11 protein-coding genes are annotated in these 12,528 nt (G+C 44.2%); 9 read left to right on the forward strand and 2 right to left on the reverse strand.

Annotation, left to right across the window (positions count from 1 at the left end; all coding sequences use genetic code 11):
* Positions 1 to 56 precede the first annotated feature (56 nt).
* Positions 57 to 1,295, reverse strand: a complete 1,239-nt coding sequence (locus tag AC0VYG_RS08260; protein WP_475431834.1) for an allantoate amidohydrolase — start codon at positions 1,293 to 1,295, stop codon at positions 57 to 59.
* A gap of 288 nt (positions 1,296 to 1,583) precedes the next feature.
* Here AC0VYG_RS08260 and AC0VYG_RS08265 point away from each other — a divergent pair, with 288 nt between their 5' ends.
* From AC0VYG_RS08265 to AC0VYG_RS08305, 9 genes are all read left to right on the forward strand, one after another.
* Positions 1,584 to 2,231 carry a TetR family transcriptional regulator C-terminal domain-containing protein gene (locus AC0VYG_RS08265; protein WP_475431835.1) on the forward strand — a complete coding sequence of 216 codons (648 nt, stop codon included), beginning with the start codon at positions 1,584 to 1,586 and terminating at the stop codon, positions 2,229 to 2,231.
* Between the two features lie 260 nt (positions 2,232 to 2,491).
* Positions 2,492 to 3,634: a 7,8-didemethyl-8-hydroxy-5-deazariboflavin synthase CofG gene (cofG, locus tag AC0VYG_RS08270; protein WP_475431836.1), complete on the forward strand. Its 1,143-nt coding sequence runs from the start codon at positions 2,492 to 2,494 to the stop codon at positions 3,632 to 3,634.
* The gene (cofH, locus tag AC0VYG_RS08275; RefSeq protein WP_475431837.1) at positions 3,631 to 4,851 is read left to right on the forward strand and encodes a 5-amino-6-(D-ribitylamino)uracil--L-tyrosine 4-hydroxyphenyl transferase CofH; all 1,221 of its coding nucleotides are present in this window, start codon (positions 3,631 to 3,633) and stop codon (positions 4,849 to 4,851) included. Before cofG ends, cofH begins: the two co-directional genes overlap by 4 nt.
* A complete protein-coding gene (gene cofD / locus AC0VYG_RS08280) occupies positions 4,851 to 5,810 on the forward strand; it encodes a 2-phospho-L-lactate transferase (RefSeq protein ID WP_475431838.1) in 960 nt (319 codons plus the stop codon). The genes cofH and cofD overlap by 1 nt, the downstream gene beginning before the upstream one ends.
* On the forward strand, positions 5,810 to 6,475 hold the full coding sequence (gene cofC, locus AC0VYG_RS08285) for a 2-phospho-L-lactate guanylyltransferase (protein WP_475431839.1): 666 nt from the start codon (positions 5,810 to 5,812) through the stop codon (positions 6,473 to 6,475). The genes cofD and cofC overlap by 1 nt, the downstream gene beginning before the upstream one ends.
* Positions 6,468 to 7,298, forward strand: coding sequence for a coenzyme F420-0:L-glutamate ligase (cofE, locus tag AC0VYG_RS08290; RefSeq protein ID WP_475431840.1), 831 nt, complete (start codon positions 6,468 to 6,470; stop codon positions 7,296 to 7,298). The genes cofC and cofE overlap by 8 nt, the downstream gene beginning before the upstream one ends.
* Positions 7,295 to 8,029, forward strand: a complete 735-nt coding sequence (npdG, locus tag AC0VYG_RS08295; protein ID WP_475431841.1) for an NADPH-dependent F420 reductase — start codon at positions 7,295 to 7,297, stop codon at positions 8,027 to 8,029. The genes cofE and npdG overlap by 4 nt, the downstream gene beginning before the upstream one ends.
* Before the next feature lie 191 nt (positions 8,030 to 8,220).
* Entirely contained in the window at positions 8,221 to 9,228 is a 1,008-nt protein-coding gene (locus tag AC0VYG_RS08300) for a TIGR03842 family LLM class F420-dependent oxidoreductase (RefSeq protein ID WP_475431842.1), read from the forward strand.
* Between the two features lie 597 nt (positions 9,229 to 9,825).
* The gene (locus AC0VYG_RS08305; RefSeq protein ID WP_475431843.1) at positions 9,826 to 11,421 is read left to right on the forward strand and encodes an APC family permease; all 1,596 of its coding nucleotides are present in this window, start codon (positions 9,826 to 9,828) and stop codon (positions 11,419 to 11,421) included.
* A gap of 279 nt (positions 11,422 to 11,700) precedes the next feature.
* On the opposite strand, the gene AC0VYG_RS08310 is transcribed toward AC0VYG_RS08305, so the two are convergent.
* On the reverse strand, positions 11,701 to 12,384 hold the full coding sequence (locus tag AC0VYG_RS08310; RefSeq protein ID WP_475431844.1) for a P-loop NTPase family protein: 684 nt from the start codon (positions 12,382 to 12,384) through the stop codon (positions 11,701 to 11,703).
* Between the last annotated feature and the right edge of the window lie 144 nt (positions 12,385 to 12,528).

Below are 12,528 nucleotides of genomic sequence, written 5' to 3' on the forward strand. Positions count from 1 at the left end.
TGTCATGTGATTATTTAAGAGTGGTTTGAGGGTATTTTGTCCGTTTCTTAAGTGGACTAATGTTCCTTCGCAATGCGTTCACTGGCTTCCAGCATGGTATGAAGTAATACGTTGGCGCCCGCTGCACATTCTTCTGGGGAGCTGTATTCGGCTTCGTTATGACTGATGCCATTCAGACAAGGCGTAAAAATCATACCTGTGGGAACAAGGTCTGCCATGTAGCAGGCATCGTGTCCCGCACCGGCATAGATATCCATATGGCTGTACCCCAGCTTTTCTGTGGCGGCTTTTACATCATCGGAAGCATTAAATTCCACGGGAGCGAAATACCAGAAAGGGTCCACATTGACTTCAAGACCATGGTCGATGGAGATTTTTTTGCAGAAGGCCAACAGTTCTTCGTGCATTGCCAGTAATACATCGGGTTTGGGATTACGCAGATCGGCACTGAACTTCACATTGCCAGGAATGGTGTTACGAGAGTTTGGCCAGACTTGCATAAAACCAACGGTTCCCAAACCATTTTCATGGCGGTCGGCAATGGCTTTCATTTCTGCCACTATCAGTGAGGCAGCGAGCATGGCATCTTTGCGCAAGTGCATGGGGGTGGTGCCAGAATGAGAAGGGCGGCCAATGACTTCAATGTTATACCAGCGAATCCCTTGACCGAGCCGAACGATACCAATCATTTTCTCTTCGTCTTCGAGAATGGGTCCTTGTTCTATGTGGGCTTCAAAGAAGGCCCCCATATGTCGACTGCCCAGTTCCATATCCCCCAAGTAACCAATTCGCTCTAGCTCATCGCCAAGGCGGATGCCATTTACATCGGTTTTGTTGAGTTCGGTTTCTAAATCAAAACGACCTACATAGGTTCCCGAGCCTTGCATTGCTGGTTGAAAGCGGGAGCCTTCTTCGTTAGTCCAGACGGAGAATTCCATTGCCGTTGGGGTTTCAATGTTATTTTCGTGGAGGGTACGCAGTACCTCGACCCCAGATAAAACGCCGAAGACGCCGTCAAATTTACCACCAGTTGGCTGTGTATCAAGATGGCTGCCTGTTCCTACGGCAGGGAGGTCATTGTTCTTACCCGGTCTACGAGCAAAGATGTTGCCAATTTTGTCGATGGAAATATCGCAGCCTGCCTCTTTGCACCAAGAGACAAAAAGATCGCGAGCCTGTTTGTCTAAATCCGTTCCTGCTAAACGGTTGCAACCGCCTTTCTTTGTTCCGCCAATGTCTCCCATTTCCATTAGTGTGTCCCAAAGGCGTTGTTTGTTAATACGAAGATCCTGCATGATGTTCTCCCCTATAACTCAATAAATCAGTATGAAAAATAAAATTTACCAAAAGGTAAAAGTTGATCGCACAGAAAACTTACCAAACATGATGTTCATGCCAAATGATAAGAATGACTTGCTTTTTTCAAAAAAATCGATGCTGTCTTTTCGGTCAGCAACAAATAGGCCAACTTTTAAATGATTGTGAGAAATGATTTTCTCGTAGGCGTATAATTGTTATGATATTTTGAAAATGTAATGTCGAAAAATTAAATAAAAACAGTGTCTTATAGTTTGAGGTGAAGCTTGCTGGATAAAAAAGAAAAACGGACGAAGCAGTCAGTGAATAGGGAAGTATTAGAATCGCGTATCCTACGTGCTGCAGAAATTGTTTTTGCGTCAAAAGGGTTTAGTGGTTCCTCCATGGAACGTATTGCTGAAATCGCAAAAATCTCCAAACAAAATCTAATTTATTACTTTCCAAACAAAGACTTACTATATAGAAGAGTATTAAAGGAGATGTTGGATATTTGGATAGAGAAACTGTCTTTTTTAGAAGTTCAAGGTGATACACCTGAGGCGATAATTCGGCGCTATGTCAGTGAAAAAATGGCGCTTTCACGACAGTATCCCAATGGCTCAAAAGTGTTTGCCCACGAGATTATCAGTGGGGCGCCAGTGCTTAAAGAGTATCTTATTAGTCATTTAAAACCTCAATTTGAGCGCGATGTTATTTTGGTTAAGTCTTGGATAAATAAGGGATTAATTGATTGTATCGACCCCGAGCATTTGTTCTTCACTATTTGGGCGGCGACACAAACTTATGCCGATTTTTCGGTACAAATGGAAGTGTTGCTGGGCAAAAATGCTCTAGAAGAAGAGGATTTTCAACGAGCCGAAGACGCTGTCACTGAGTTTGTTGTGCGCGCTCTTGGTGCCAAAAAAAATAATTAACTTTATTTTCACAATGTTTTCTTTATTAATTCTGCTTGGTTGACTTCATTTTTTGTTGGATAAGGTCAACCAAAAAATCAAATTTTTCATAATCTTAACCCTTTGGTTAACTGTTTATTTATCTTTAGTTAAATTTCCTATCTCTAAAATGGTGCACATTCTGCACTAAAAAAAACAATTTACTCCGCTAAAAAAACCGTGTTATTAATTTTTATACCAAATGGTAAAAAATTAATTTAATCCTGTTGGTTGGAGTGAATATGATTTCTATTTCAGAAGCGCAATCTTATGAATTTGCCAGTGGTCCTGATCTGTTCGCATTATGCCAACACGCAGCCAGAATACGTGATGAACATTGGGGAAAGCGACTAACGTACTCGAAAAAAGTGTTTATTCCTCTGACCAATATGTGTCGTGATGCCTGTGGCTACTGCACCTTTGTGCAAGGGCCTGATTCTCCCGATGCGAATTACATGACACCTGAACAAGTGTTGAAAACGGCACGAGAAGGCCAAGTACTGGATTGCAAAGAAGCCTTGTTTAGCTTGGGGGAGCGTCCTGAAGAGCGCCATCAAAAGGCACGGGATTTACTGAGCCATCTTGGCTATACCCATACCTTAGATTACCTTCATGACCAGTGTGAAAATGTGTTACTTGAAACCACTTTGCTGCCGCATATTAATGCGGGCGCTCTATCTTACGATGAATTAAAGCATCTCAAACCCGTCGCGGCGAGTATGGGGATGATGTTAGAAACGGTCTCTAATACGCTATTAAAAAAAGGCCAAGCGCATCATGCGTGTCCAGATAAAACGCCGAAGCGTCGGCTTAATACTTTAGAGCAAGCGGGTCGCCTTGATATCGCCTTTACGACGGGGATTTTGATCGGTATCGGTGAAAGTTGGCAAGATCGTATTGATAGTTTGCTTGCCATTCGTGAACGTCATTTGTCTTATGGTCATATTCAAGAAGTCATTATTCAAAATTTCCGCGCGAAACCTGGAACCGCCATGGCGGCTTGTATGGAACCTAGCCTTGATGACATGAAGCGAACCATCGCCCTGGCGCGTTTGCTGTTACCTGCAGAAATCAGTGTACAAGCTCCGCCGAATTTACAAGAAGAATACGGGAGTTATATCCACGCAGGTATTAATGATTGGGGCGGAATCTCGCCGCTGACGAAAGATTTTATTAATCCAGAGCGGGCTTGGCCACAGATCGATAATGTGGCGAAGGCCTGTCAAGGGCTGGGTTATTCCCTAGAGGAGCGCTTGACGATTTACGCCCGCTTCCAAGAGCAAGAGAGCCGTTATCTCACCGCAAACTTAACCCATCGAGTGGCTGACTTATCGGGACAAGCGACTCATTCGAATTATTTTCTTAAAGAAGAGGTGGTCGCATGAACTCATTATCATCCTATTTATTGGCACCTGCTGCAGATTCATTTACACCACAGTTAAATCAAGTGGGCTCAAGGGTACGTAATATTTTAAATAAAGCCTTGGCGGGCAACGAACTCAGTGTCGAAGAAGCATGTGTGTTATTCGACACGCAGGGCGTCGAAAGCCAGGCGGTACTGGACACTGCCGATAAAGTGCGCGAAAAGCGCGTCGGCAATACGGGCAGCTTTGTGATCACCCGTAATATCAACTTTACCAATGTTTGTTATATGGGGTGTCGCTTTTGTAATTTTGCGAAAGAAAAAGGTGATAAAGAGGCAGAATTTCTCACTGTGGAGCAAGTGGCTGACCGTGCCGAAGAAGCTTGGCATCGAGGGGCTACAGAAGTTTGTATTCAAGGTGGGTTACATCCTGAGATTAATGCGGATTACTATCGAAATTTGGTGATCGCTGTGAAAAAGCGAGTCCCAGATATCCATATCCATGCGTTTTCACCATTTGAAATTTGGTATGGCTGCAAAAAAGCGAAATTAGCGCCAGAGGTCTTTCTAGCCGAATTAAAGGCATTAGGGCTTGGCACTATGCCAGGTACGGCCGCTGAAATCTTGGATACCGAGGTGCGCAAAAAACTCACGAAAAATAAGCTCACCACAGAAGAGTGGATTCGTATTATCAAAGCCGCCCATTCCGTTGGCGTGAAAACCACCTCGACCATTATGTATGGGCATGTGGATCAGCCCGTCCATTGGGCCAATCATTTAAAACGGTTGCGTGATATTCAAAAAGAAACGGGCGGCTTTACCGAGTTTGTGCCACTGGGATTTATTCACTACGAAACACGCTTGTACAAAGACAATCCTGACACGGTTCGTCCAGGGCCAACCCGTGATGAGCATTTTAAAATGCACGCTATTGCTCGTTTAATGCTGCAAGGCCACATTGATAACATCCAAGCATCGTGGGTAAAAATGGGCCCCGATGTGGCCGCGGCCATGTTACGTTCAGGCGCGAATGATTTGGGTGGCACCTTGATGAACGAGAGCATTTCCCGAGCGGCAGGCGCGACTCATGGCCAAGAAGTGATGCCTGAAGACATGGTGGCCAATATTCATGCAGCGGGCCTTAAAGCAATTCAACGCAACACAAGTTATGGCATGGTAAAAGATTATGGATCCGCTCCTGCGATGGAAAAACGCATTGCTATTCAAGGAGTCGCCTAATGTCAGAATTAACCATTACCTTACTCGCTGGTGGTGTGGGCGGTGCAAAAGCCGCCGAAGGCCTAGCCGCGAGCCAATATGCGAACGCGACACAAATCATTGGTAATGTGGCCGATGATGAAGAGTTTCACGGACTTTGGGTCTCGCCCGATATTGATACTTTGATTTATTCCCTTGGTGATCAGATTGATCGCCAGCAAGGTTGGGGGCGAAAAAATGAAACACACCAAGTTTTAAGTGAGCTGAATGCCCTTGGTAAAGAGACTTGGATGACCTTGGGGGATTTGGATCTTGCGACCCATATTTATCGAACGGAATTACGCAAACAAGGCGTCCGCCCGACCTATATTACTCAGCGTTTAGCGACGCGCCATGGGGTTACGCTACCGATTTTATTACCTACCGACGATGTAGTGCAGACACGAGTGCAAACGAAGCAGGGTTGGTTGTCGTTTCAAGAATATTTTGTACGTGAGCGCTGCCAGCCAGAAGTGTCAGCTATTGAATACAGTGGTGCCAACATAGCCAAAGCGACGCCGGAAGCCCTATCTCAGCTCACCAAAAGCGATGTAATTGTAATTGCACCGAGTAACCCTATTGTCAGTATCGGTGCCATTCTTGCGGTGTCCGGAATTCAAGAAGCCATTGCAAAAAGCGGGGCCTATGTGATCGCTGTTTCACCTTTGATTGGCGGAAAAACAATTAAAGGGCCAGCAGACAAAATGTTGGAAAGTGCAGGGAAAAGCATCGATTCAAAAGGCATTTATCAGTGTTATTCCTCTTTTTTGCACGCTTTGGTAATAGATGATGCCGACCGAAACGATGTGCCTTGGTTGCATGATGAGGGGGTGGATGTCTTGGTGACGAACACTTTTATGAAAAGCACTCAAGACAAGCAAGGGCTCATGACCAAGGTGATTGAATTTGCTCAGTCTCGACGTAATCTGAGGGCGGCATAATGGAACAACCTCTGTTGAAAAAGCTCTGTGTGGTGATTCCTATGAAATCGCCCCGTCGTGCTAAGCAGCGTTTAGCGAGTTGTTTGTCAGATGCATCTCGAGAAAAGCTGGCATTGAATTTGTTTGAAAGCACTTTGGTGTTTTTTCGGCATGAATTTGCCAGTCTGGATGTGTTGGTGGTGAGTGATTCAAGGGAGATATTAGCCTTGGCACAACGGCATGGTGCCTTGTGTCTATTTGATGAAGGTGGCTTAGGGCTTAATGGCGCACTAGACCGTGCTTGTCAAAAAGTCACTTCTTTGGGCTACGCTCATCAGCTGATTATTCCCAGTGATATTGCTTGGTTGGATAAACAAGAAATTCACACCCTATTAATGACTGCAAGGGAATCAGACGTGGTGATTGCGGAGGCGAAAGATGGTGGTACCAACGCGTTATTAACCACGCCACCGAGTGCCATTGCATTTCACTATGGTGTGCATTCGGCCTTGTCTCATCACCAACATGCGGCACAACGGGGGTTACGTTGCTGTTCCTTGCAGTTACCTCATTTGTCCTTGGATATTGATCAAAGCGATGATTTAGAACAGGCAACACAGCAACAACCAAATCGTTTTAAAACATGGCGACTAGCGCCGCAATCGAAGGAGCGGTCTTATGTCTGATTCACTTGCTGTTGCTTCTTTTCCTATGACGTCTTCTTCTGTGTTTGCCTCTTCGGATGCTATGTCGATGTTTCGTTTACGTGGCTTACCCGACTTTCAGCAAGGAGATGATTTAGCGCAAAGCATTATCGATACGCTTGCGTTGAATCAACAAACCTTGCTTGAAGGCGACATCTTAGTGATTGCCCATAAAGTGGTATCGAAAACCGAAGGGGCGTGTGCCTTTTTAGATCAAATCACTCCCAGCGATGATGCCATTACATTAGCCAAAACAGTCAACAAGGATCCGCGAAAAGTCGAAGTGATTCTCTCTCAATCAAAACGCATTGTCCGCGCGGTGAAGCGTTCCGAGCAGCAAGAAGGTGTACTGATTGCAGAGCATAAAAATGGCTACATTTGTGCCAATGCGGCAGTAGATGAATCCAATGCGGATCACCCTGGGCAGCTTATTTTACTGCCGGACGATCCAGACAAAAGCGCTCGACAACTGTGCTGTGCGTTGGAGTCTCATTTTAACTGCAACTTAGGGGTGGTTATCAGCGATACCTTTGGTCGCCCCTGGCGGTTAGGGCAAACCAATGTGGCGATTGGCCTGGCCAATGTGCCAGGCGTTATGAATATGGCGGGGGAAGTGGACGCTTTTGGTCGACCTTTAAGTGTCACCGCGCCTGCGTTTGGCGATGAGTTGGCGGCCGCGTCTGGACTATTAATGGAAAAAAGTGCCAAAGCCCCGGTGATTGTTTTTCGAGGTCTTGATTGGCCGAAAACCGACAGTAGCAGCCGAGATCTTATTCGTTCCCACAATGAGGACCTTTTTCGATGAGTAAAGTAGCGATGAATACCGCAGAGATGAAAGAAGAGACCCGCAAAGTCGCCATTATTGGTGGCACGGGACCACAAGGAAAAGGGTTAGCGTTACGTTTAGCCATGGCTGGTGTGAGCGTTGTGCTTGGGTCTCGTGATCCGGACAAAGCACAAGAAACGGCCCAACAGCTTATTACGACCTTGTCTGAATGGGACTTACCTGAATGGAAAGGCGATGCTGATATTACGGGCATGTCCATGGAAGAAGCCACCAAGGCTGCCGATCAAATGGTGGTGTTGTCCGTGCCATACAGCGGACATGATGCCACCTTGGCGACATTAAAGCCTTTATTGGAAGGCAAAATATTAATCGACATTGTAGTGCCTCTCGCGCCGGGTAACCCTAAAGCCGTTGTTATGCCTGAAGTGGGTTCGGTTACCGAATCGGCACAGGCATTGCTGGGAGAAAGTATTGCCGTTGTTGGTGCGTTGCATAATGTGTCAGCTGTCACGCTGAATGATCTATCGCGCTCCATCAACTGCGATATTCTCGTATGTGGTAATGATTTAGCGGCGAAAAAAAGCGTGATGTCGCTTATCGAAAGGATGGGTACCAAGGCTTATAACGCAGGATTAGCCGAAAGTGCTCGTTGTATAGAGGCGCTGACGCCCATTTTGATCCGTTTGAATATCTCAAAAGACGTGCCTTTTAGCCATGCCGGGGTTCGCATTTGTCCACCAGATCATTAGGTTTCGATTACTTAACTCACCAATACTTTGTTAAAAACAGACTCAAAATGCTCATTTATAACTTATAGACTCCTCTTTTTCGTCTGTTTTTGCCTCGTCTTGGTTTTGCTCAGTACATCGTGGAAAGTTGTTTAGAACAGATTCAAACTTTGAAAAATATTAAAAAAGCATAATCACAAGAGGAACATATTATGGAATTTGGTATTACGTTTAAAGGCTTTGTGAGCCCTGACCGAGCACGTCGTTTGGTGCGTCAAGCGGAAGAGGCTGGGTTTGATTATTGTTGGTTCTATGACTCACACATTTTATGGCGCGAGTCATTCGTTGCCATGGCCATGTGCATGGAGCATACCAAAACCATGCGTTTTGGCCCTTGTGTGACGAATCCTAATATCCGTGATTGGTCATTATCGGCAAGCTTATACGCCAGCCTTGCATTGCAAAGTAATGGTCGTTTTGACATTGGCCTTGGTCGTGGGGATTCTTCCATGCGAGTGATGGGGAAAAAACCTGCCACCTTGGCACGCCTTGCTGAATTCACCACGAAAGTGAAAGCCATGGTGCGCGGTGAAGAGGTGGAATATGGAGAATGCCCAGAACCAGTTAAATTGCCATGGTCAGTGGGATATGAGCTACCTGTTTGGATTGGTGCGTATGGACCAAAGGCATTGGCTACGGCAGGGCAAGTGGGCGATGGTTTGATTTTACAAATTGGTGATCCCAGTTTGGTGACTTGGTTTAAGGATCAAGCCATTAGTGCGGGTCAAGAAGCTGGGCGTGATATGTCTAACTTTAAGATACAAGCGGCTGCTCCTGCTTATTTTGGCGATATGGATTACTGTATTGAACATACCAAATGGTTTCCAGCGATGGTGGGTAACCATGTGGCAGATATCGTTGAAAAATACGGTAGTGACTCCGGTTTGGTACCCAAAAGCTTGACGGACTACATTGAAAAACGCCGTGGCTATGATTACTCAAAGCACGGTCAAAGTGATAATCCCTACTTAGACTTTATTACCGAAGACATAGTGAAAAGCTTTTGTGTGCTGGGAACCGTTGAGGATCACATTAGCAAGGTGAAGGCACTCGAAGAAGCGGGTACAACTCAGTTCAATATCTATTTAGACAGCGGGGATGAGGAAGAAATCATCGCTAACTACGGCCAACATATCATCCCAGTATTTAAACAATCTTAATCATGATATGCGCTTTTTCATAACAATAGAAAGCCAGTGTTCATTATTTGAACGCTGGCTTTCATTTTTGTCTACTGTTAAGAAACGTTAATGTGAATGAACTCTAGCAATAATGTATAGGGTTGGTTATTTTTTGTGTGGGTTGTATTTATTTCACTATTTTTACAAATCATTTTCCTTTTCAAAAAAGTCATTTAAATTTTTATATGGTCTATATTTTTGCACCATATTTGATTTTTATTTTCATAATGGGGGAGGTTTGAATGTCGCTAATTGGCATTTATTTGTCTTTTTTATGCATGTTCAATTAATAAACATGTTCCGAAATCGATAAAAATCACATTAAAAACAATATCTTACATTTATAAAAAACAAATTTTCTCTTCACTTTCGTTTACCTTGGCGGTTTTTTGCTAATTTGCCTTGAGTTTGGTTTTGCTGTTTTAAATCAATAAGCTCATCCTTTTCAAATAGTTGACACATTTTAGAAAAATAGTGATAAATCAGTACCTAATGATTTAAAGAAATAAGCATCTTTAAATGAAAATAATAATATAGTTCACTTTTCTAACCTTTTGCTTTCGTAGGGGAACGGCTATGGCTAATGGTAAACTTAAGAAAAAATTAGGGTTGTTAGATTTAACGCTGCTCGGGATCGGTTCCATGATCGGCTCTGGCTGGCTTTATGCCGCGCTAAGAAGCTCCGGTTTTGCAGGTGCGTGGTCCGGCTATGCCTGGGCGTTAGGTGCCATTATGGTGCTGTTTATTGGCTTGGTGTTCGCCGAATTAGGGGCAAGTGTGCCACGTGCTGGTGGGTTTGTTCGTTATCCAAATTTCACGCATGGTAATCTTGTTGGTTTTGTTATTGGTATCAGTGCGTTATTGGCTTATACCAGTACAGCAGGTGTTGAAGTGGAGGCGGTTCGTCAATATGCCATGTATTGGTGGCCTGCGTTGGGTCAGCCTGACGGCAGTCCAACAGATCTTGGCTTCTTTATGCAGATCCTCTTATTGGTATTTTTCTTCGCATTAAACTATTGGAGTGTGAATGTTTTTGGTCGTATCAATACGATTGTTACGGCGATTAAGTTCATTGTCCCTTTAGTGGCTATTGTTACCTTTTTTGGTTACTTCAAAAGTGCGAACCTGCAGGTTCCTGCAACTCACCCAGGTGGAGTGCATGGGGTGTTTGCCTCGTTAACTGGAGCCGGGATTGTTTTCGCTTACCTTGGTTTTCGCCAAGCAGTGGACTTTGCGGGTGAGGCGAAGAACCCACAACGAAATATTCCAATTGCCATTATGTTGGCGCTAGGTGCCAGTTTTATTATCTATATTCTGTTGCAGTTCTCATTTATGGGAGCCGTGCCATCAGATTTATTGAAAGCCCATGGCTGGCATGGCCTTGAGAATGTGTTTAATTCGCCTTACGCGGATTTGGCTCGCTCACTAGGACTTGCTTGGTTGATTAACTTAATTCTTGTGGATGCGGTTATTTCGCCAGCAGGTACGGGGAATATTTATTTGGCGGGTGCAAGTCGTATCTTGTTTGCTTGGGCAAAAAATGGTCGTTTGTTTAAATCGCTGGGTAAGGTTGATGAGAAGTCTGGTGTACCTCGTGGTGCATTATGGTTATCTTTGATCTTAGCCATTGCTTGGACGCTACCTTCTGAATTCCAAGTTTGGGGTGGTTTGATTGCGGCGGTGACATCGGCTAACGTGTTAACTTATATGCCTGGTCCTGTCAGTGCAGCGGTTTTCCGTAAGCGTCTTCCAAATTTGAAGCGTCCGTTTTTATTACCTGCTTTTGCGATTATTAGTCCATTGGCCTTTATTGCGAGTACTTTGTTGATTTACTGGAGTAGTTGGGGAGTCAATGAATTGCTACTACCTGTGCTGATGATAGCGTGGGTAGGGTATGCTTTATTTGCTAAGAACGATCAAGGTCAAGGTGATGTTAAACGTGCCGTTTGGTTGCTTGCTTATTACGTCGCTCTTTTCATCTTATCCTACGTTGGTAGCTTCGGTGGTAAAGACTACATTAGTTCACCCGTGGATATCATTATTCTTGTGATAATTGCTCTGGTGACTTATTTCTGGGGTATCGCCTCTAGCTATGAAACTCCCGTTATTCCTGATGAAGACGATGAACATCAGGTTGAATATCATGAAGGGGCGGAAGCAAAAACGGCTTAACATGATAGTGTAATTATTCGCTATTATTAGCGTCTAAATGCCCCTCTAACACAGCTGCTGTGTTAGAGGGGCATTTTTATTTAGTGATCGAAAAACCTTAAGATGCGTTGAATTAAGAAACCTTTATCTGGACGCTGATAGCGGGGATTAAGACATAAAATATTCTCTCCAGGCCTAAGTGTCTTTATGGCTCCCATAAAAAAGCCAAGGCTTTGATTCATAAGTGGAATCGGCCTTGGCGTTATAATATTGCTTTATTCTGCTGTAACGGTAAAAAGGTTAACCAAGCTGATTTAGCTGCTCATAAGTATTGCGTAACCAGACTTTCATACGCTGGCGTTCGGCAATATTCATGATGCTACGGTCATTGGCGACAGCCCAGAAACTGCTGTTATTAAAGTCGATCTTCTGTGTTAACTTCGTTTGCAATCTAGGCAGCTCAATGATCAATGCATCGCGTTCTACTGCCTTTTTATAGGTGTCAGACTTTTGGAAACGAGAGAAGTCATTGCCTCGGCCATAGTTTTGTACGATGACAAAGTCCACCGACTCTTGTGGATAGCGCTCTAGGAGTTGATCAAGTAGGGTAATGGTATCGGCTCCATCGTCCATGACATGCCAAAGACAGACTTGGTAGCCCATTTCATCAAGCAGACCAAAGACATCAGTTTCTTCTATCCACTTTCCTAGTGGTTCGGCTGTTTGTGCCGCTAAATCAACAATTAAATCACGCTCTGGGTACTCTTCTATGGCGGCAAGCATACCATCTAAGCTGTCTTCTTCGCCCACAATAATGGGCGAAGCGAAATCACTGTAAAAACGAGAAAAAGTAGCATGAGAAGCATCACAGTCAAAACCTAAAAAGGGTTTCTCATTATCAATATAAAATTGTGCTAATACTCGAGCCGTCATGGACTTACCCACACCGCCTTTTTCACCACCAACAAAATGTACTTTAGCCATTGATATCTCCCTATGACTGGAGGTTTAAGTGTTCAGATTGATCGTGTCTTTTTCTTTTGTTCCAGTATCTAACATAGACAAAAGAAAAAAGGATTTAGGGTTTCTACTGTAGCAATAAAACATGACAAATAATTATTTTTATCT

Source organism: Marinomonas sp. 63XJN7_7_ISO-PGPR-S23-202 (assembly GCF_056173505.1).